Source organism: Serratia sp. 2C06 (assembly GCF_050037615.1).
GTDB classification, from domain to species: Bacteria; Pseudomonadota; Gammaproteobacteria; order Enterobacterales; family Enterobacteriaceae; genus Serratia; species Serratia ureilytica.
The window spans coordinates 809,809-830,262 of sequence record NZ_CP188299.1 but is presented as its reverse complement, the minus strand read 5'-3'; the positions used below and the strand labels follow the sequence as shown (position 1 = coordinate 830,262).

General features: G+C 60.1%; 16 protein-coding genes. 9 read left to right on the top strand and 7 right to left on the bottom strand.

What is annotated here, in order from left to right; all coding sequences use genetic code 11:
- Positions 1-94 precede the first annotated feature (94 nt).
- The gene (glgA, locus tag ACP3TA_RS04455; protein ID WP_033645308.1) at positions 95-1,525 is read left to right on the top strand and encodes a glycogen synthase GlgA; all 1,431 of its coding nucleotides are present in this window, start codon (positions 95-97) and stop codon (positions 1,523-1,525) included.
- 140 nt (positions 1,526-1,665) lie between these two features.
- A complete protein-coding gene (gene glgP / locus ACP3TA_RS04450; protein WP_033645307.1) occupies positions 1,666-4,113 on the top strand; it encodes a glycogen phosphorylase in 2,448 nt (815 codons plus the stop codon).
- Positions 4,114-4,172: 59 nt separating this feature from the next.
- Here the strand turns inward: glgP and glpD are convergent, their stop codons facing one another.
- From glpD to ulaG, 6 genes are all read right to left on the bottom strand, one after another.
- Positions 4,173-5,681, bottom strand: a complete 1,509-nt coding sequence (gene glpD, locus ACP3TA_RS04445; RefSeq protein WP_004930801.1) for a glycerol-3-phosphate dehydrogenase — start codon at positions 5,679-5,681, stop codon at positions 4,173-4,175.
- 245 nt (positions 5,682-5,926) lie between these two features.
- Positions 5,927-6,685 carry a DeoR/GlpR family transcriptional regulator gene (locus ACP3TA_RS04440; RefSeq protein ID WP_004930797.1) on the bottom strand — a complete coding sequence of 253 codons (759 nt, stop codon included), beginning with the start codon at positions 6,683-6,685 and terminating at the stop codon, positions 5,927-5,929.
- Positions 6,686-6,735: 50 nt separating this feature from the next.
- The gene (gene glpG / locus ACP3TA_RS04435) at positions 6,736-7,572 is read right to left on the bottom strand and encodes a rhomboid family intramembrane serine protease GlpG (protein WP_033645306.1); all 837 of its coding nucleotides are present in this window, start codon (positions 7,570-7,572) and stop codon (positions 6,736-6,738) included.
- A gap of 171 nt (positions 7,573-7,743) precedes the next feature.
- A complete protein-coding gene (gene glpE, locus ACP3TA_RS04430; protein WP_033645305.1) occupies positions 7,744-8,070 on the bottom strand; it encodes a thiosulfate sulfurtransferase GlpE in 327 nt (108 codons plus the stop codon).
- Positions 8,071-8,154: 84 nt separating this feature from the next.
- On the bottom strand, positions 8,155-8,910 hold the full coding sequence (gene ulaR, locus ACP3TA_RS04425) for an HTH-type transcriptional regulator UlaR (RefSeq protein ID WP_033651753.1): 756 nt from the start codon (positions 8,908-8,910) through the stop codon (positions 8,155-8,157).
- Positions 8,911-9,021: 111 nt separating this feature from the next.
- The gene (gene ulaG / locus ACP3TA_RS04420; RefSeq protein WP_033645303.1) at positions 9,022-10,086 is read right to left on the bottom strand and encodes an L-ascorbate 6-phosphate lactonase; all 1,065 of its coding nucleotides are present in this window, start codon (positions 10,084-10,086) and stop codon (positions 9,022-9,024) included.
- A 354-nt stretch (positions 10,087-10,440) separates the two neighbouring features.
- Here ulaG and ulaA point away from each other — a divergent pair, with 354 nt between their 5' ends.
- From ulaA to ACP3TA_RS04390, 6 genes are read left to right on the top strand one after another with little or no spacing between them, the layout of a single operon-like run.
- Positions 10,441-11,838, top strand: coding sequence for a PTS ascorbate transporter subunit IIC (gene ulaA / locus ACP3TA_RS04415; protein ID WP_033645302.1), 1,398 nt, complete (start codon positions 10,441-10,443; stop codon positions 11,836-11,838).
- A 14-nt stretch (positions 11,839-11,852) separates the two neighbouring features.
- A complete protein-coding gene (gene ulaB / locus ACP3TA_RS04410) occupies positions 11,853-12,161 on the top strand; it encodes a PTS ascorbate transporter subunit IIB (RefSeq protein ID WP_033645301.1) in 309 nt (102 codons plus the stop codon).
- Between the two features lie 10 nt (positions 12,162-12,171).
- Entirely contained in the window at positions 12,172-12,642 is a 471-nt protein-coding gene (gene ulaC, locus ACP3TA_RS04405) for a PTS ascorbate transporter subunit IIA (protein ID WP_033645300.1), read from the top strand.
- Positions 12,643-12,654: 12 nt separating this feature from the next.
- Positions 12,655-13,311 carry a 3-keto-L-gulonate-6-phosphate decarboxylase UlaD gene (locus tag ACP3TA_RS04400; RefSeq protein ID WP_033645299.1) on the top strand — a complete coding sequence of 219 codons (657 nt, stop codon included), beginning with the start codon at positions 12,655-12,657 and terminating at the stop codon, positions 13,309-13,311.
- Positions 13,312-13,320: 9 nt separating this feature from the next.
- Positions 13,321-14,175, top strand: coding sequence for an L-ribulose-5-phosphate 3-epimerase (locus tag ACP3TA_RS04395; protein WP_033645298.1), 855 nt, complete (start codon positions 13,321-13,323; stop codon positions 14,173-14,175).
- A gap of 4 nt (positions 14,176-14,179) precedes the next feature.
- On the top strand, positions 14,180-14,866 hold the full coding sequence (locus tag ACP3TA_RS04390; protein WP_033645388.1) for an L-ribulose-5-phosphate 4-epimerase: 687 nt from the start codon (positions 14,180-14,182) through the stop codon (positions 14,864-14,866).
- Positions 14,867-14,869: 3 nt separating this feature from the next.
- Here ACP3TA_RS04390 and malT read toward each other — a convergent pair whose 3' ends face one another.
- Positions 14,870-17,584, bottom strand: a complete 2,715-nt coding sequence (malT, locus tag ACP3TA_RS04385; protein WP_033645297.1) for an HTH-type transcriptional regulator MalT — start codon at positions 17,582-17,584, stop codon at positions 14,870-14,872.
- 460 nt (positions 17,585-18,044) lie between these two features.
- Here malT and malP point away from each other — a divergent pair, with 460 nt between their 5' ends.
- Positions 18,045-20,450: a maltodextrin phosphorylase gene (gene malP, locus ACP3TA_RS04380; RefSeq protein WP_046687935.1), complete on the top strand. Its 2,406-nt coding sequence runs from the start codon at positions 18,045-18,047 to the stop codon at positions 20,448-20,450.
- The last annotated feature ends 4 nt before the right edge of the window (positions 20,451-20,454 follow it).

Genomic DNA, 20,454 nt, shown 5'->3' with positions numbered 1-20,454 from the left:
CGGTTCGATGGCTTGCGCAACGCGGCACACATAACAGCGGCAAGCCTGCTTTATTTCTTATCCAGAGGCCTTCGGCCGACTTTCAGGAGTGATAATGCAGGTCTTACACGTATGTTCTGAAATGTTCCCCCTACTGAAAACGGGCGGACTCGCAGACGTGGTTGGCGCGCTGCCGGCGGCGCAAATCGCCGAAGGCGCCGATGTTCGGGTGCTATTGCCCGCTTTCCCTGACGTACGCAACGGCATACCCGACACCGTGCTGGTGGCGGAGATAGACTCGTTCGCCGGCCGTGTCGGCCTGCGTTACGGCACCTACCATGGCGTGGGCATTTACCTGATCGATGCGCCCTGGCTGTATGACCGGCCGGGCAGTCCGTACCACGATCAGTCCATGTACGCTTACCCCGACAACCACCGGCGTTTTGCGCTGCTGGGCTGGATGGCCTGCGAGTTGGCCAAGGGGCTGGATCGCTACTGGCGCCCGCAGCTGGTGCACGCCCACGACTGGCATGCCGGCCTGAGCTGCGCCTATCTGGCCGCCAACGGCCACCCGGCGCGTTCGGTGTTCACCGTGCACAACCTGGCCTATCAGGGCCTGTTCTCCGCCCATCACGTGACCGAGCTGTGGTTGCCGGCGTCGTTTTACGATGTTTATGGCCTGGAGTTCTACGGCCAGATGTCGTTCCTCAAGGCCGGGCTGTTTTATGCCGACCACGTGACCGCCGTCAGTCCGACCTATGCGCGCGAGATCACCCGGCCGGAGTTTGGCTACGGCATGGAGGGGCTGCTGCAGGAGCGGCAGCGGCAAGGCAGGTTGAGCGGCATCCTCAACGGCGTGGACGACAAGATTTGGGATCCGGCCCACGACCCGCGGCTGAGCGCCCGCTACGACGCCGACGATCTGAAAAGCAAGGTCAAAAACAAGCTGCATCTGCAAAAGGCCATGGGGCTGAAGGTGGACGAATCGCTGCCGGTGTTCGCGGTGGTGAGCCGATTGACCAGCCAGAAAGGCCTCGATCTGGTGCTGCAGGCGTTGCCCGAATTGCTGGCGCAGGGAGGGCAGTTGGCGCTGCTGGGCGCCGGCGACGCGGTGCTGCAGCAGGCGTTTCTGGCCGCCGCCGCCGACTACCCTGAGCAGGTCGGCGTGCAGATCGGTTATCACGAATCCTTCTCCCACCGCATCATCGGCGGCGCCGACGTTATTCTGGTGCCGAGCCGCTTCGAGCCCTGCGGCCTGACGCAGCTCTACGGCCTGAAATACGGCACTCTGCCGCTGGTGCGCCGCACCGGCGGACTGGCGGACACGGTCGTGGACTGCGCGCTGGAGAACCTGGCCGACGGCACCGCCAGCGGATTCGTGTTCGACGATTGCGACGCTGTCGCGCTGGGCAACGCCATCCGCCGCGCCATGGTGCTGTGGAGCCGGCCGAAACACTGGCGCCACGTTCAGCGCCACGCCATGAGCGTGGACTTCGGCTGGCCGGTGGCGGCGAAAGAGTATTTATCGCTTTATCAACGCTTGTAGTCCGCGATTCGCGTCGCGGGTTGACGCGCGGCGGGCAACCGTAAGGGTAGATTGTCGGGGCGCAGCGTACCGCGCCCATGTTCAGCGGGGCCAGCTATTCCGCGGCGGATGGCTGGGCTCCCCATTAGGGATTAAAAGCCATGACTTCACCGTTTAGTTACACCTCACCTACGGTCAGTGTGGAAGCGCTGAAACATTCCATTGCCTATAAGCTGATGTTTATCGTCGGCAAGGATCCGGCGATCGCCAACCGCCACGACTGGCTCAACGCCGTCCTGTTCGCGGTGCGCGATCGCATGGTTGAGCGCTGGCTGCGCTCCAACCGCGCCCAGCTGTCTCAAGACGTGCGGCAGGTGTATTACCTGTCGATGGAGTTTCTGATCGGCCGCACGTTGTCGAACGCGCTGCTGTCGATGGGCATTTATCAGGACATCGACAACGCGTTGAACGAGATGGGGCTGAACCTGGCGGAGCTGCTGGAGGAAGAGAACGACCCCGGGCTCGGCAACGGCGGTCTGGGCCGGCTGGCGGCCTGCTTCCTCGACTCGCTGGCGACGCTGGCGCTGCCGGGGCGCGGCTATGGCATTCGCTATGAGTACGGCATGTTCAAGCAGAACATCGTCAACGGCCAACAGATGGAATCGCCGGACTACTGGCTGGAGTACGGCAATCCGTGGGAGTTTCCGCGCCATAACACCCGCTACAAGGTGCGCTTCGGCGGCCGCGTGCAGCAGGAGGGGGCCAAGGCCCGCTGGCTGGAGACCGAAGAAATCGTGGCCATCGCCTACGATCAGGTGATCCCCGGTTTCGACACCGACGCCACCAACACGCTGCGGTTGTGGGGCGCGCAGGCCAGTAACGAGATCAACCTCGGCAAGTTCAATCAGGGCGATTACTTCGCGGCGGTGGAAGATAAAAACCATTCGGAGAACGTGTCGCGCGTGCTCTATCCGGACGATTCGACCTCCTCCGGGCGTGAATTGCGCTTGCGACAAGAGTATTTCCTGGTGTCGGCCACGGTACAGGATATTCTCAATCGCCATTGGCTGATGCACAAAACCTTCGACAACCTGGCGGACAAGATCGCCATTCACCTCAACGACACTCACCCGGTGTTGTCGATTCCGGAGCTGATGCACCGGCTGATCGACGAGCACAAGTTCAAGTGGCTCGACGCCTGGGAAGTGGTGGAGCAGGTATTCTCCTACACTAACCACACGCTGATGAGCGAGGCGCTGGAGACCTGGCCGGTGGACATGCTCGGCCGCATCCTGCCGCGCCATCTGCAGCTGATTTTCGAGATCAACGATCACTTCCTCAAAATGGTGCAGGAGGTGGCGCCGGGCGACAACGATCTGCTGGCGCGGGTCTCGATCATCGACGAAACCAACGGCCGTCGGGTGCGCATGGCGTGGCTGGCGGTGGTGGCCAGCCACAAGGTCAACGGCGTTTCCGCTCTGCATTCCGAACTGATGGTGCAGTCGCTGTTCGCCGACTTCGCCCGGCTGTTCCCGACTCGTTTCTGCAACAAAACCAACGGGGTGACGCCGCGTCGTTGGCTGGCGCTGGCCAACCCGCCGTTGGCGGCGGTGCTGGACGACTGCATCGGCCAAACCTGGCGCACCGATCTCAGCCAGCTGAGCGAGATCAAGGCCAACATCGATTACCCGAGCTTCCTGCAGGCGGTGCAGCGCGCCAAGCGGCAGAACAAGGAGCGGCTGGCGCTGTACATCGCCAAAACGCTCAACGTGGTGGTTAACCCGGATGCGCTGTTCGACGTGCAGATCAAACGCATCCACGAGTACAAACGGCAGTTGCTCAACGTGTTGCACGTCATCACGCTGTATAACCGTTTGCTGGCCGACCCTGATATCGAGCGCGTGCCGCGGGTGGTGATCTTTGCCGGCAAGGCGGCCTCGGCCTACTATGCCGCCAAGCAGATCATCCGCCTGATCAACGACGTGGCCAAAGTGATCAACAACGATCCGCGCGTGCATACCCAGTTGAAGGTGGTGTTCATTCCGAACTACGGCGTCAGCCTGGCGCAGATCATCATCCCGGCGGCGGATCTGTCGGAACAGATCTCGCTGGCGGGCACCGAAGCCTCGGGCACCAGCAATATGAAGTTCGCGTTGAACGGCGCGCTGACCATCGGCACGCTGGACGGCGCCAACGTCGAGATGCGCGAGCACGTGGGGGAGGAGAACATCTTTATCTTCGGCAATACCGCCGAGCAGGTCGAGGAACTGCGCCGCAACGGTTACAACCCGCGCCAGTACTACGAGCAAGACCCAGAGCTGCATCAGGCGCTGACGCAGATCGCCACCGGCATGTTCAGCCCTGAGGAGCCGAAGCGCTATGGCAATTTGTTCGACTCGCTGGTGAACCTCGGCGACCACTATCAGCTGTTGGCGGATTACCGCAGCTATGTGGACACGCAGGACAAGGTGGACGAGGTGTATCTCAATCAGGACGAGTGGACGCGGCGCGCGGTGCTGAATATCGCCAATATGGGTTACTTCTCATCCGATCGCACCATTCAGGAATATGCGGATGAAATTTGGCACATTAAGCCGGTGAAGCTGTAAAGCGGGGCAGGAAAAAAGCAAAGGGCCGGATAACCGGCCCTTTTTCGTTACGCTGCGGCTCAGGAAGCCAGCGACAGCGCTTTCGTTTTCGCGTGTTCCGCCAGCCAGGCTTTCACGCGCGCCTGCTGCGCTTCGTCCAGCCACATGCCCAGCTTGGTGCGGCGCCAGATAGCGTCGTCCAGCTCCACGACCCACTCTTTCTCGGTCAGATAGCGCAGTTCGGCTTCATACAGACCGTGGCCGAAATCTTCGCCCAGATCGGCGAGGCCGTTGGCGCCGGCCAGGATCAGCTCGCTCTGGCTGCCGTAGGTGCGGGCATAGCGGCGCGCCAGGGCTTCCGGCAGCCAGCCGTGCGCACGGCGCAGTTTGGCCGCGTAACCGTCGCGGTCGCCGTCGATGTCACCGCCCGGCAGCGTGGCGTTTTTGGTCCACGCCGGGCCGCAGCCTGGGTAGTAGTGGGCCAGTTTTTCCATCGCATGTTCGGCCAGCTTGCGGTAGGTGGTCAGCTTGCCGCCGAAGACCGACAGCAGCGGCGCCTTGCCTTGCTCGTCGTGCACGTCCAGCGTGTAATCGCGGGTGATCGCCTGCGGTGAATCGGATTCGTCGTCGCACAGCGGACGCACGCCGGAGTAAGTCCAGACGATGTCGTCGCGGCCCAGCTGCTTCTTGAAGTGATCGTTGTACACTTTCAGCAGATAAGCGATTTCGTTCTCGTCGATCTTCACGTCTTTCGGATCGCCTTTGTACTCCACGTCGGTGGTGCCGATGATGGAGAACTCGTCATTCCACGGGATCACGAACACGATGCGGTGGTCTTCGTTCTGCAGAATGTAAGACTGCGGCTGATCGTGCACGCGCGGCACCACGATGTGGCTGCCTTTGATCAGACGGATGCCGTAAGGCGATTTCAGCTTCAGGCCGTCGTCGAAGAAGTTTTTCACCCACGGGCCGGTGGCGTTCACCAGGCCTTTGGCGCGCCAGGTGAAGGTTTTGCCGCTGTCGATATCGACCGCTTCCACCATCCACAGGCCGTTTTCGCGCCATGCGCGGGTCACTTTGGTGCGGGTGCGCACTTCGCCGCCGCGTTTTTCCACTTCCTGCGCGTTCAGCACCACCAGGCGAGCATCGTCGACCCAGCAGTCGGAATATTCGAAACCGCGCTTCAGTTCAGGCTTCAGCACCGATTCTGGTCCAAAGCGCAACCCCTTGCTGCCCGGCAGGCTGGTGCGTTTGCCCAGGTGATCGTACAGGAACAGGCCGATACGGATCATCCAGGCCGGACGCAGATGCGGCTGGTGCGGCAGGCGGAAACGCATCGGGAACGCGATGTGCGGCGCCAGTTTCAGCAGCACTTCACGTTCGGCCAGCGCTTCGCTCACCAGACGGAATTCGTAGTGTTCCAGGTAGCGCAGGCCACCGTGGATCAGTTTGGAACTGGCGGAAGACGTAGCACAGGCCAAGTCTTGCGCTTCCAGTAGCAGTACCGACAGCCCGCGCCCGGCAGCATCCGCCGCGATGCCGGCACCGTTGATGCCGCCACCGATAACGATCAAGTCTTTGGTTTCCACGTCATCTTCCTCCAGATGTTCGAAATAGCTCTTTCATGTTCGTTTTCGCTCATGATTGTAATCAAAAACCAACAAGCAAGCCAAGACTTAACCAAACAAAAACATTTAGGCGTGATAGAGGTAACAGTTTGGTGATGATAGTCACACAAGTAGCATGGATATGGCGCGGGCGCGCAAACGGCTGTCGGTGAGGGGGTTAAAGGGATGAAACGGGGCGGCGGCGCGCCCCGCAGGTTAAGGCCGAATCAGCACAGCTCCAGCTGCACGTCGTACTGTTCGATGATTTTCATCACGCTCGGCGGCGGCAGCTGGTCGGTAAACAGGTAGTCGATCAGGTTCATGTTGCCCAGGTTGACCATGGCGTTGCGGCCGAATTTGGAGTGGTCGGTCACCAGCATCACGCAGCGGGAATTTTCGATAATCGCGCGTTTGGTGCGCACTTCGTGATAGTCGAATTCGAGCAGTGAGCCGTCCATATCGATGCCGCTGATGCCGAGAATGCCGTAATCGAGACGGAATTGGGAGATGAAGTCCAGGGTGGCTTCGCCCATGATGCCGCCGTCGCGGGTGCGCACTTCGCCGCCGGCCAGGATCAGGCGGAAGTCTTCCTTGGCGGTCAGCAGGGTGGCGACGTTAAGGTTGTTGGTGACCACGCGCAGGTTCTTGTGGTTCATCAGCGCATGGGCCACCGCCTCCGGCGTGGTGCCGATATCGATGAACAGCGTGGCGCCGTCCGGGATCTGGCTGGCGACGCGCTGGGCGATGCGGGCTTTCTCTTCCGACCACATCACCTTGCGATCGTTATAGGCAGCGTTGACCGAGCTGGAAGGCAGCGCCGCGCCGCCGTGGTGACGCTGGATCTTGTTCTGGTCGGCCAGGTCATTCAAATCGCGGCGAATCGTTTGCGGGCTGACGTCAAAATGCTCGACCAGCTCTTCCGTGCTGACGTAACCCTGCAGGCGCACCAGCTCGATAATTGCGTCATGACGCTGTGTTTGCTTCACGATAATCCCCTAAAACGCCCGCTATGCCCGCTGGGCATAGCTCCCGGCTGTTATTGTTCGTTGTGTGCGCGATGACGCGTATCCCAAAATGCCATCAATAACCCTAACACTAAACCGGCTACGTGTGCCGCGTTGGCGATCGACATTCCTAAAATATCGAAATATCCGGCCACCAGCCACAGCACCGAGAACACCATCAGGCCGCGCGGCAGCATCAGGCCGCGCTCCGGCGCCCGTTCGCCCGACAGCCAGACATAGCCCATCAGCGCATAGACCACGCCTGACAGCCCGCCGAACAGCGCGCCGCTGAACAGCGATTGCGCCCAGCCGCTGAAGAACGCCGACACCACCGCCAGCACGAACAGCTTGCCGGCGCCGAGGCGTTTTTCCATCTGGCCGCCGAGATACCACCACCACATCAGGTTAAACAGGATATGCAGCAGAGAGAAATGCAGGAACGCATGGCTGATCCAGCGCCACAGCTGCGTGTATTGGCTGCTGTCTTGCGGCCAGGAGAGCCAGTACATCACGGTATCGTCGCCCAGCGCCTGCATCAGAATATAGACCGCGATGCACAGCACCATCACGCCGAGCGTCAGCGGCCCGGCCTTGCTGCGCAGGGTGTGCAGGTAGGATTCGCTCTGATAGTGCAGGCCGGCGTCGGTATGGCCGGTCTGCCAGCTGGCGGCCTGATAACGGCGGTTGAGCGGATCGACCAGAAACTGCTGCAGCTCGTGTTGCACCTGCTCGAGGTGGCCGTCGTCGGCCAGCCAGATTTCCGCCGCTTCGCCGCTGTTGCGCAGCTCAAGCCGGATGCCCTGGGTCGCCATATAGTCGACAAAGGCCAGCGCCAGGCGCGGGTTGGATACGGCGATTACTCTAACCATTGCTCTTCCGTCGTAAGTGAATGATTTTGGCCGCGGCTTGCTCGCCGGCGACCCTGACGGCCGATTATAACGTCGAAATCCTGAGCGCTGGCAAACGGATCTGCGAAAAACCCGCGAAAACGCGCATAAAATCGAAGGGAAAGCCCGCCGATGCGCGACGGGCGGCGGGGATCAGGCTGAGGTTTCCACGTCTTGCGGATACTGACGGGCCCAGGCCTCGAAACCGCCGTCGATGCTGTAGACCGCGTCGAACCCCTGGTGCAGCAGGTATTGCGCCGCGCTGCGGCTGCTGTTGCCGTGGTAGCACATCACCATCACCGGCCGCTCGAAGTCGTTTTGTTGCATAAAGGCCGACAGGGTGGCGTTGGTGAGGTGAAAGGCGCCCGGCGTATGCCCGGCTTCAAAACTTTGCGGATCGCGGATGTCGACCAGGGCGGCGCTGCCCTCTTTCCAGAGGCTGTAAGCCTGTTCAACGTTGATCGCTTCGAACTGTTCCATACTGCTGACTGCCTCATTATTGGGGGACGCCGCTATTGTAACCAACTCTGCGGCGTTTAAGACCAGAGCAAGCTTGTGGTTTTCTCACACCAGCAGCACTTCTACCCCTTGTTGACGCAGTTGCTCAACGATCGCCGAATCGGCGGCGCGGCCGGTGATCACCATGGCGATTTGCTCGGTACGGCTGAACAGCATGCCGGCGCGTTGGCCGACTTTGCTGCTGTCAACCAGCACCACCAGTTTACCGACGTAGTTGAGCATCTTCTGTTCCGCCATCGCGGTCAGCATATCGGTTTTATACAGGCCGTCAGCGGTGAGGCCGATACCGCTGGTGAACATCCAGTGCCCGGCGTACAGGGTGGCGTCGCCGTCCTGGGGCGCCAGAGTAATCGACTGGGTTTTGTTGTACTGGCCTCCCATGATCACCACGCTGTCATGTTCCTGCTCAATCAGGTAATTGGCCAGCGGCAGATAATTGGTGATCACCTGAACCGGCTTGCCGCAAATTTCACGGCCCAACAGAAATGCGGTGGAGCCGCAATTGATCACCACGCTTTCACCCGGCTGACAGAGCTGTGCCGCGGCCGCCGCAATACGCATTTTTTCGTCCAGGTGCTGGGTTTGGTGGATATTGAGTGGCGTCCAGGCCGGGCGCGGAGTTTGTGTGGCTTCGGCGCCGTTGCGCACTTTGCGCAATTTGCCGATTTCATTCAGTTTGTTGATGTCCCGGCGCGCGGTAGCCGGAGAGATGTCAAACGCCGCGATGACGTCCGCCACGGAGATTTGCCCCTTGCGCTGCAAGAGATCGAGAATGGCGTTGTGGCGTTGGGACTCTGTCATGCGGGCTCCGTCGGAGAGAGAAAACGTCGTTGCCTATGATTATATGCGCGCCGTTTGACGATTTGAATCATTCCCGTTCAAAAGCGCGCATCCGTATGCAACACCGGTTGATTACAAGAAAGACTTGAAGGGCAGATCGGGTTCGAGGGTGAAGCAATCATCGAAACCGCGCGGGTAGTGGTACTCCAGATTGTCTTTATCCTGCGGCCAGATGAACTTGCCGCCAACCTGCCAGATAAACGGTTTAAAACCGTATTTGAGCCGGTCTTTCTTCATTTCCCACAGCACGCGAATTTCCTGCGGATCCGCCTGGAAATTCGACCATATGTCATGGTGGAAGGGGATCACGACCTTGGCGTTCAGCGATTCCGCCATGCGCAAGATGTCGGCGCTGGTCATCTTGTCGGTAATGCCGCGCGGGTTCTCGCCGTAGGAACCGAGGGCGACATCGATCTGATGATCGTTGCCGTGCTTGGCGTAATAGTTGGAGTAGTGGGAATCGCCGCTGTGATAAAGGTTGCCGCCCGGCGTTTTGAACAGGTAGTTGACCGCCCGCAGGTCCATGCCGTCCGGCAGAACGCCCGCCGCTTTTTGTTCCACCGGCAGTGTGATGAGCGCCGTGCGATCGAAGGCGTCCAGCGCATGAATTTCAATGTCTTTGATTTTTATCACGTCGCCAGGTTTGACGGTGATGCAGCGCTCAGGCGGCACACCCCAGCCAATCCAGATATCCACGCAGCTTTGCGGCCCGATAAACGGAACGGTGGCGGCGCAATTTTGCAACACCGCCGCGGCGACGTTCACATCGATGTGATCGTTGTGGTCGTGCGTGGCCAAGACGGCGTCGAGCTGGGTAATCGCGAAGGGATCCAGTACGAATGGGGTAGTGCGCAGGTTAGGCTGTAGCTTGCGCACCCCCGCCATTCGCTGCATTTGGTGGCCGGTTTTCATCAGTGGGTTGCCGTGGCTTTGCTTGCCGGTACCGCACCAAAAGTCGACGCACAGATTGGCGCTTTCTTCGGATTTGAGCCAGATACCGGTACAGCCCAGCCACCACATGGCGAAGGTGCCGGGCGCAACTTTCTCCTGCTCTATCTCTTCGTTCAGCCAGGTGCCCCATTCGGGAAAGGTGTTCAATATCCAGGATTCGCGGGTGATGTCGTTGACTTTACTCATGGGTCGTTCCTCGTTGGCGGTGATAATGCAATCACAAATAATCATTTAAAGATTTTATGTGATTTGTTTTGATCGAATTTAGCACCGTTTTTTTCAACTGACAACGATCGAAATACACGATAACACCGCCGGATTTACGTGGTGCGCCGTCCTTTTATCTCCTTTTTGTTTGATTAACTGCTATTAAATTCAATGGGTAATAAAATGTAAGCCGTCTAATTCATTGAATGTTAGTGGAATTGATTTTTAACTTGCGAGGTTGTTCACAAATAATCATTTATGATCTTTTTGTGATTTCTTGTGATTGGTATGGTGAAGGCGTTACCTGCATGCCAACCTTTTCGGGAGAGCCGTATGGAAACTCTTTACACCATCTTCACCGTCTTTTTTAACCAGGTGATGACCAATGCGCCGCTGCTGTTGGGGCTGGTTACGCTGCTGGGTTACACGTTGCTGCGCAAAAGCGCGGCGGTCATTATCAAAGGCACGATCAAAACCATTATCGGTTTCATGTTGCTGCAAGCCGGTTCCGGCATCCTGACCGGCACGTTCAAACCGGTGGTGGCGAAGCTGTCCGAGGTGTACGGCATCAACGGGGCGATTTCAGATACCTATGCCTCGATGATGGCCACCATCGATCGGATGGGGGAGGCCTATAGCTGGGTCGGCTACGCGGTCTTGCTGGCGCTGGCGCTGAACATACTCTACGTGCTGTTGAGGCGCATTACCGGCATCCGCACCATCATGCTTACCGGTCATATCATGTTTCAGCAGGTGGGGTTGATCGCGGTATTTTTCTACATTCTGGGCTACGGCATGTGGACAACGGTATTGTGCAGCGCGCTGTTGGCTTCACTGTATTGGGGCATCACGTCCAACATGATGTTCAAACCGACGCAGGCGGTGACGGAAAACAGCGGTTTCTCCATTGGGCACCAACAGCAGTTCGCTTCGTGGCTGGCGTATAAGGCAGCGCCGTATCTCGGTAAAAAAGAGGACAGCGTGGAAGATCTGAAGCTGCCTGGGTGGCTGAATATTTTCCATGACAACATCGTTTCCACCGCCATCGTGATGACGCTGTTCTTCGGCATCATTCTTTGCTCGTTCGGCTTGGATACCCTGCAGGCGATGGCCGGTAAAACCCACTGGAGCATCTATATCCTGCAAACCGGGCTGATGTTCGCGGTGGCGATTTTCATCATCGTGCAGGGCGTGCGCATGTTCGTCGCCGAATTGACCGAGGCCTTCAATGGGATTTCCCAACGCCTGATCCCCGGTGCGGTACTGGCCATCGACTGCGCCGCCATCTATAGCTTCGCGCCCAACGCCGTGGTGTGGGGCTTTATGTGGGGCACCATCGGCCAATTGATCGCCGTCGGCATCCTCCTGGCGTGCGGCGCTTCCATCATGATCATCCCCGGTTTCATTCCCATGTTCTTCTCTAACGCCACCATCGGCGTGTTCGCTAACCACTTTGGCGGCTGGCGCGCGGCGATGAAGATCTGCCTGGTGATGGGGATGATAGAGATCTTGGGCTGCGTGTGGGCCATCAAGCTGACCGGGCTGAGCGCCTGGATGGGAATGGCGGACTGGTCGATTCTGGCGCCGCCGCTGATGCAAGGGCTGAGCTTCGGCCTGTGGTTTATGGGCGTGGTGATCGCCATCGCGCTGCTGTACATGTTCTTCGCCGGGCGCACCCTGCGCGCGGAGGAAGATGCTGAAAAACAATCGGTTGAACCAGCGTCACGTTAATAGGAGTGCAGATTATGACGGTACGAATCCTGGCGGTGTGCGGTTGCGGACAAGGCAGTTCCATGATCATGAAAATGAAAGTCGACCAATTTTTAACGCAGCAAGGCGTGGATCATTCGGTCAACAGCTGTGCGGTGGGGGAATACAAATCCGAGTTGAGCGGGGCTGACATCATCATCGCTTCCACCCATGTCGCGGATGAGATCGTCGTCAGCGGCAACAAATACGTAGTTGGGGTGCGCAATATGCTCTCGGCTGCCGACTTCGGTCCGAAGCTGATGGAAGTCATCGGCGCGCATTTTCCGCAAGATTTGAAGCAGTGAGGAGCGAGTCATGAAGCTGAGCGATTCGTTGGCGCAGAACAACGCTATTCACCTGCAGGCGGAGGCTGCCGACTGGCGTCAGGCGGTGCGGCTGGGGGTCGATCTGCTGGTGGCCGCCGGCGTGGTGGAGCCTCGCTATTTCGACGCCATTCTGGCCGGCGTCGAACGGCACGGCCCTTACTTCGTGTTGGCGCCCGGCCTGGCGATGCCGCATGGTCGGCCGGAGGAAGGGGTGCTGAAAACCGGCTTCGCCTTGGTCACCTTGAAAACGCCGGTGTGCTTCGGCGATGAGGACAACGATCCGATAGATATCTTGATCACCATGGCGGCGGTGGACGCCAAAACGCATCAGGAGGTGGGCATCATGCAAGTGGTTAACCTGTTCGAAGATGAGGCGAACTTCGATCGCTTGCGGGCCTGTCGCCGGGCGAGCGAGGTACTGGCGTTAATCGACAAAACGTCCGCGGCGGCGGCGAATTGAAGGAGACATGCAATGAAAACGCATTTACCGATGCTGCAAGTGGCGCTGGATAACCTGTCCATGGCCGCGGCTTACAATACGACGCGCCTGATCGCGGCCGAAGTCGACATCATTGAGGTCGGCACTATTTTGTGCGTGGCGGAAGGCGTACGGGCCGTGCGCGATCTGAAAGCGCTGTATCCGGATCGCATCGTGTTGGCGGACGCGAAAATCGCCGATGCGGGGCAAATTTTGGCGCGGATGTGCTTCGAGGCGCACGCCGACTGGATCACGGTGATCTGCTGCGCTGACATCAATACGGCCAAGGGCGCGCTGCAGGTGGCGCATGAGTTCGGTGGCGACGTGCAGATCGAACTGACGGGATTTTGGACCTGGGAACAGGCGCAGGCGTGGCGTGAGGCGGGTATTGGTCAGGTGGTGTATCACCGCAGCCGTGACGCGCAGGCGGCGGGCGTCGCCTGGAGCGATGACGATATCCGCGCGGTTCATCGCCTGAGCGAGATGGGTTTCAAGGTGACGGTTACCGGCGGATTGTCATTGGCGGATTTGCCTCTGTTCCGGGGCATTCCCATCCATGTTTTTATCGCCGGGCGCAGCATTCGCGATGCCGCCGATCCGGTCGCGGCGGCGCGGGAATTTAAACGCGTCATCGCCCAACTGTGGGGCTGAGGAGCGGTTATGTTGCAAAAATCCGTACCGTTGGGCATCTACGAGAAGGCGTTGCCGCCGGGCGAGGACTGGCTGACGCGCTTGCAACTGGCGGGGGAGTTGGGATTCGATTTCGTTGAAATGTCGATCGATGAAAGCGACGGCCGTCTGGCGCGGCTGGATTGGAACAGCGAGCAGCGACTGGCGCTGATCGGCGCCGTTGCGGCCAGCGGTGTGCGCGTCCCTTCTTTGTGCCTTAGCGCCCATCGGCGTTTTCCGTTGGGCAGTGAAGACGACAGGACGCGCGAGCGGGGGCTGGAGATCATGCGCAAGGCCATCCGGCTGGCGCAGGATACCGGCATACGGGTGATCCAACTGGCCGGATATGACGTTTATTACCAACAGGCTACTGCGCAGACCCGCGCCCGGTTCCGCGCCGGCTTGGCGCAGGCGGTGGAGATGGCCAGCCGCGCGCAGGTCATGCTGGCGATGGAAATCATGGATTATGCGCTGATGAATTCGATCAGCAAGGCGCTGGGTTATGTCCACTACCTGAATAACCCATGGTTTCAGCTGTACCCGGACATCGGCAATTTGTCTGCCTGGGACAACGATGTGCAGATGGAGCTCGTAGCCGGACGCGGGCATATCGTAGCGGTGCACGTTAAGGATACGCGGCCGGGAGAGTTTAAGAACGTGCCGTTCGGCGAGGGCGTGGTCGATTTCACTCGCTGCTTCGAAACGCTGCTTGCGAGCGGCTATCGCGGCCCCTATCTGCTCGAAATGTGGAGCGAGAAGGCGCCCGACCCGCTGCAGGCGGTGCGGGAGGCGCGTGCCTGGGTGGTTGAACGCATGGCAGAGGCCGGGTTGGAAATAGGGAGCTAACATGCTGGAACAACTGAAATGGCAGGTCTACAAAGCCAATATGGCGCTGCCTGAGCACGGGCTGGTGACCTATACCTGGGGCAATGTCAGCGGCATCGATCGGGCCAGCGATCTGATGGTGATAAAACCCAGCGGCGTGCCTTATGAAACGATGCGGGCGGAAGATATGGTGGTGGTGAATGCGCGAGGGGAGGTTGTTGAGGGGCAACTGCGGCCTTCATCCGATACGCCGACGCATCTGGCGCTGTACCGGGCATTCCCACAACTCGGCGGCGTCGTGCATACGCACTCCACTCACGCCACCGCCTGGGCCCAGGCGGGTGAGGCGATACCGGCGTTTGGCACCACCCATGCCGACTATTTTTCCGGCGACATTCCTTGCACCCGCGCGCTGACGGCGGAAGAGGTGGCGCGGGAATATGAATTGAACACCGGCCGGGTGATTATCGAAACCCTGTGCGGGCGCGAGCCGTTGCACATTCCCGGCATTCTGGCGTATCAGCATGGTCCGTTTAGTTGGGGCTGCTCGCCGGATGATGCGGTGCATAACGCGGTGGTGCTCGAGGAGGTGGCTAAGATGGCGTGGATCAGCCGGGGCATTAACCCCGGCCTGCGCCGGATCGATGAACACCTGTCGGCGAAACATTTCAGCCGCAAACATGGCGCCGGCGCTTATTACGGCCAGCGCTGACTATCAGGCGCCGTACCCCATCATCTTCAGCAGCTGCTGCGCTTGCTGCACCGCTTCCTGGCGATGGGCCACGCCCAGCTTCTGGTATAGATTGCGGATATGGGTCTTGATGGTGGTGGCCGCTACATCCAACTCACCGGCGATCTGGTCGTTGCTGTAACCGGAATAGATCAACCCCAGCACCTGCCATTCGCGTTGGGTCAACGGACTGGTGCGGATCAGTTCCGGCACCTGCGGATGGGTCAGCAGCTTATCGACGAAGTTCTCGTCGAAATGCGCGAATTTGTGCCGATGATGCTGGTTGATGTCGCGCAGGATGCGCTGGGCGCGATGCTGTTCCAGCTCCGGCAGCGTGTTGAGCTGGATCAGCTGGCGCAGCTGCTGCGCCATCGCTTCGCCTTCGATGACGAAGTGGCTGATAAAGCCGGTGCGGTTGGCCAGCGACAGCGCTTCGATCAGCGCCTGCTGCGCTTCGCCCTTGCGCTCTTGCAGCCAGTAGAGCTGGTTGCTGAGCAGCAGATTGCGGTTGAGATCGCTCACCAGCCGCAGGCGACGGGCGTTTTCGTTCAGTTCATCCAGCACCACGCCGGCCTCTTCATACTGGCCGAGCAGGATCTGCACTCGCGCGATGTTGCGCCATTGGCCCTGCGTGAAGTGGTTGTCCGCCATGCCGGGCTTTTCGGTGTGGCGCAGCCACTGGGCGGCGGCGGCGGTGTCGCCGGTCATTTGCCAGTGGATCACCCGCGACTTGTCGGTGTTGGTCAACCAGTCGCGATGATAGTGGGCGCCGTGCAGCAGGGTTTCGCAGCGCTGCAGATGGGTATTGGCGTTGTCCAGATCGCCGCGCGCCAGCGAGCATTTGGCCAACATGGCGATGCACTGCAGCTGCTGTTGCGGTTGGTAGTTCGCCAGGATTTTCAGCCCGGTGCGCGCCGCGTCTTCCGCTTCGTCCAGACGCGACCACGACCACAGGATCTGCGCGCGAATGCGCAGCAGGAATTCGTGCATCGGCAGCTGTTCCAGGTGCTGCTCGCGGATCAGTTCGAACGCCTTATCCTGGGTTTCGTAAGCGGCCTGCAGGAAGCCCTGGGCGATGAGGATTTCGCTCTGCTGCAGCAGCGCCCAGAGCGCGTAATGGTTGGCCTGATGACGACGCGCCATCTGTTCGGTTTGCTGCATCATCGGCAGCGCGCGCGCCAGCTCGCCCTTGCAGTGGTGGACTTCGCCGGTCACCGAGGTGGCGACGATGCGGCTGTAATAGCTGGACAGCGGCAGGAATTTCAACGCTTCGGTCGCCAGCCGCTCGGCTTCTTCCGGTTTGCCGGCGTTGATCGCCACCTGGGCGCGCAGGGCGTCGAACTCGGCGTGCAGCGTTTGGTCTATCTCGATTTTCTGTTCGCGCATGGTGCGCTCGGCGCGCTCCAGCAGGGTGTTGACCTCGCTGTAGCGGTGCTGGCTCTGCGCCAGCCAGGCCTGCAGCAGCGCCAGTTTGGGGTTCTGAATCAGGCGCTCATACGGCAGCGCGTTGAGGCACTCCTCCAGCAGGGCCAGTTCGCTGTGGTGGAACAGTGACCAGGCGTGTTGCAGCAGGATATCGCGCAGCATGCTGACGTCGCTGGCCGCCAGCGCATGGTGAATAGCCTCCGCCGGATACCCCAGCGCCAGCCAGCCCTCGGCGGCGGCGCGGTGCAACCCCGGCAGCTCCAGCGCCAGTTCCCACTGGCAACGCTGGCGCAGGAAAGAGGCGAACAGCGGGTGGAAGTTGAACCATTCGCCGGTGTCGTCCATGCGGTGGATAAACAGCCCCTGGCGTTCCAGCTCCTCCAGCCGCTGCTGGCCGTTGTCTTCGCCGGTCAGCCGCACGATCAGCGCATCGTTCATTGAGCGCAGCACCGAACAGCGCAGCAGGAAGGCGCGCGCATCGGCATCGACGTGATCCAGCACTTCGTCCACCAGATAGTCGGACAGGTGACTGGCGTTCAGCCCCGCCAGCCGCTTGGCCGACAGTTGGGCCGAGGAGGTGGATTGGCGGGCCGACAGCGCGATCAGCTGCAGCGCGGTGGCCCAGCCTTCGACTTCGTCGCACAGGCGGCTGCTGTCCTGCTGTTCCATCGGCGCCGCCAGGCGGCAATCGAAGAACTGTTTGGCTTCCTGATGGGTGAACGCCAGCTGCTGCGTGCCCATTTCCAGCAGCTGATCGCGCACCCGCAGGTTGGCGATGCCGAGCGGCGGCAGGGTGCGCGAGAGCAGGATCAGCGTCAGGTTTTCCGGCTGATGGCGCAGGAAAAAGCGCATGGCTTCGTGAATGGCGTCGTTGGTGATCAGGTGATAGTCGTCGATCACCAGGTACAGCGGCTGATGCCAGTCGGCCAGCTCGATAAACAGCTGGGCGAACAGCGCCGACAGGCTGGCGTACTGGTGCTTCTGGCTCAGCGCTTCGCTCTTGACGCAGCGGCCGCCGCTGGCCTGCTGCAGCGCCGCGATCAGGTAGCTGGCGAAACGCTCCGGCTGGTTGTCGCTCTCATCCAGGGAATACCAGCCCAGATCGGCCTTGCCGGCCGCCCATTGGGCGATCAGCGTGGTTTTCCCGTATCCCGCCGGGCAATTGACCAGTGTCAGACGATAGTTGCCCGCGCTGGCCAGTTTGGCCAGCAGGCGATCGCGGATCACGGTATTTTGCAGCCGTACCGGGCGGCTCAGTTTTGATGGGATCAGCATAGTATTCCAGGATATAAATCGCGGTTCCCGCCGGGATTGGAGTGGCGCTAATTATTTTATGGTTCGTAATTAATAGCTCCCCCTAACTTCTGCCAACCCTAAACGTATTGCAACAAGCTTCCGCATCGGCTTGGAGTTAAGTTGCTATCGATCACACTTTTTTACGTTTGGTGTCGGAGTACGGCGATGCGGTTGTGGATCGCATTTCCGGCCATGGACAAAACTTCAGCAGCGCGAATACTTGTGCTAACGTCATGGTTAACGTTCTCAGTGCTCGCCGCACGCGTTGGCGGGCTTTTTTGCATCGTTGCAAGGGAGTCAAAAAGTGCCTGAGATCACAATTCCAGCTACGCCCCAATCCTCCTCCCCAGCTAATCCCCAGGCGGGATGATGCCGTCAGGCTTTCTCACCGGCACGATAGCGGCAATTTGACCCACTTACTGGATAGAGAGTTTTCCTTATGTCACAGCCTACGCTCAAGAAGGATGCTTTTCTGGCGGCGCTCGCCCGTCAGTGGCAACGGTTCGGCCTCAGTTCCGCGCAGCAAATGACGCAACATCAATGGTGGGAAGCCGTCAGTGCGGCGCTGGCCGAGCAACTGGCCGCACAGCCGGCGCCGCGCAAAAGCGCCAAACCGCTGCGTCACGTGAACTACATCTCGATGGAGTTTTTGATTGGCCGGTTGACGGCGAACAACCTGATCAACCTGGGCTGGTACGACACCGTCGAGCAGGCGCTGGCCGAGCAGAACGTCAAGCTGGCGGATCTGCTCGAGCAGGAAACCGATCCGGCGTTGGGCAACGGCGGGCTGGGGCGTTTGGCGGCCTGTTTCCTCGACTCGATGGCGACGGTGGAACAACCGGCCACCGGCTATGGGCTGAACTACCAGTACGGGCTGTTCCGCCAGTCGTTCCAGGGTGGGCAACAGCAAGAGGCGCCGGATAACTGGCAACGCGAGAGCTATCCGTGGTTCCGCCACAACGCCGCGCTGGCGGTGGACGTGGGCATCGGCGGCAAGCTGGAAAAGCAGGCCGACGGCCGCGAACTGTGGCGCCCGGCCTTCACCCTGCGCGGCGAAGCCTGGGATCTGCCGGTGCTGGGCTATCGCAACGGCGTGGCGCAGCCGCTGCGCCTGTGGCAGGCGACCCATCAGCATCCGTTCAACCTGAGCGATTTCAACGACGGCAAATTTCTGCAGGCGGAGAAGCAGGGTGTAGAAGCCGACAAGCTGACCAAGGTGCTGTACCCGAACGACAACCATCAGGCCGGCAAGCGCCTGCGCCTGATGCAGCAGTATTTCCAGTGCGCCTGCTCGGTGGCGGATATTTTGCGCAAGCACCATCAGGCCGGCCGCAAGATTGAAGAGCTGCCGAAGTACGAAGTGATCCAGCTGAACGACACCCACCCGACCATCGCCATTCCGGAAATGCTGCGCATTCTGCTGGACGAACACCAGCTGGAGTGGGAGGCGGCTTGGGCGATCACCAGCAACACCTTCGCCTATACCAACCACACCCTGATGCCGGAAGCGCTGGAATGCTGGGATGAAAAACTGGTGCGCAGCCTGCTGCCGCGCCATTTCTCCATCATCAAACAGATCAACGCCAGGTTCAAAAAGCTGGTGGATAAGCACTGGCCGGGCGACGAGGCAGTGTGGGCCAAACTGGCGGTGCACCACAACAAGCAGGTGCGCATGGCCAACCTGTGCGTGGTCAGCGGCTTTGCGGTCAACGGCGTGGCGCAGCTGCACTCGGATCTGGTGGTGAAAGATCTGTTCCCGGAATATCACCAGCTGTGGCCAAACAAATTCCATAACGTCACCAACGGCATCACGCCGCGCCGCTGGCTGAAACAGTGCAACCCGGCGCTGTCAGGCCTGATCGACGAGACGCTGAAGGTGGAGTGGGCGAGCGATCTCGACGCGTTGCGCGGGCTGGAGAAATTCGCCGACGACGCGGCGTTCCGCCAGCGTTATCAGCAGATCAAACGCGACAACAAGGTGGCGCTGGCCCATTACGTACACGGCGTGATGGGGCTGACGCTCGACCCGGACGCGATTTTCGATGTGCAGATCAAACGCCTGCACGAGTACAAACGCCAGCACCTGAACCTGCTGCACATCCTGTCGCTGTATCGCCAACTGCGCGACAACCCGAATCTGGACATCGTGCCGCGCGTGTTCCTGTTCGGCGCCAAGGCGGCGCCGGGCTACTACCTGGCGAAGAACATCATCTACGCCATCAATCAGGCGGCCGAGAAGATCAATAACGATCCGCTGGTGAAAGATCGCCTGAAAGTGGCGTTTATTCCGGACTACCGCGTGTCGGTGGCCGAACTGATGATCCCGGCGGCGGATATCTCCGAGCAGATCTCCACCGCCGGTAAAGAGGCCTCCGGCACCGGCAACATGAAACTGGCGCTGAACGGCGCGCTGACGGTCGGCACGCTGGACGGCGCCAACGTCGAAATCGCCGAGCAGGTGGGCGAAGACAACATCTTTATCTTCGGCAATACCGTGGAGCAGGTGAAGGCGATAGTGGCGAAGGGCTACGATCCGCTCAGCTACCGCAAGAAGGACAAGCACCTGAAGGCGATTTTGGATGAACTGGCGAGCGGCGCTTTCAGCCATGGCGACAAGCACGCGTTCGACATGATGCTGCACAGCCTGCTGGAAGGCGGCGATCCCTATCTGGTGCTGGCGGACTTTGCCTCGTACTGCCAGGCGCAGCGCCGGGTCGATGAGCTGTATCGCGATCGGGACGAGTGGACGCGGCGGACTATCCTTAACACCGCGCGCGTCGGCATGTTCAGCTCGGATCGCTCGATCCGCGATTACCAGCAGCGCATCTGGCAAGCCAAACGTTAAGGAG

What these genes read in the sequence shown, in the direction of transcription:
- glgA (WP_033645308.1), top strand. Translation starts at nt 95, where the DNA reads ATGCAGGTCTTACACGTATGTTCTGAAATGTTCCCCCTACTGAAAACG.
- ulaG (WP_033645303.1), bottom strand. Translation starts at nt 10,086, where the DNA reads ATGAGTAAAGTCAACGACATCACCCGCGAATCCTGGATATTGAACACC.
- malP (WP_046687935.1), top strand. Translation starts at nt 18,045, where the DNA reads ATGTCACAGCCTACGCTCAAGAAGGATGCTTTTCTGGCGGCGCTCGCC.
- ulaA (WP_033645302.1), top strand. Translation starts at nt 10,441, where the DNA reads ATGGAAACTCTTTACACCATCTTCACCGTCTTTTTTAACCAGGTGATG.
- glpG (WP_033645306.1), bottom strand. Translation starts at nt 7,572, where the DNA reads ATGGTTAGAGTAATCGCCGTATCCAACCCGCGCCTGGCGCTGGCCTTT.
- ulaR (WP_033651753.1), bottom strand. Translation starts at nt 8,910, where the DNA reads ATGACAGAGTCCCAACGCCACAACGCCATTCTCGATCTCTTGCAGCGC.
- ACP3TA_RS04400 (WP_033645299.1), top strand. Translation starts at nt 12,655, where the DNA reads ATGAAAACGCATTTACCGATGCTGCAAGTGGCGCTGGATAACCTGTCC.
- ulaC (WP_033645300.1), top strand. Translation starts at nt 12,172, where the DNA reads ATGAAGCTGAGCGATTCGTTGGCGCAGAACAACGCTATTCACCTGCAG.
- malT (WP_033645297.1), bottom strand. Translation starts at nt 17,584, where the DNA reads ATGCTGATCCCATCAAAACTGAGCCGCCCGGTACGGCTGCAAAATACC.
- ulaB (WP_033645301.1), top strand. Translation starts at nt 11,853, where the DNA reads ATGACGGTACGAATCCTGGCGGTGTGCGGTTGCGGACAAGGCAGTTCC.
- glgP (WP_033645307.1), top strand. Translation starts at nt 1,666, where the DNA reads ATGACTTCACCGTTTAGTTACACCTCACCTACGGTCAGTGTGGAAGCG.
- glpE (WP_033645305.1), bottom strand. Translation starts at nt 8,070, where the DNA reads ATGGAACAGTTCGAAGCGATCAACGTTGAACAGGCTTACAGCCTCTGG.
- ACP3TA_RS04395 (WP_033645298.1), top strand. Translation starts at nt 13,321, where the DNA reads ATGTTGCAAAAATCCGTACCGTTGGGCATCTACGAGAAGGCGTTGCCG.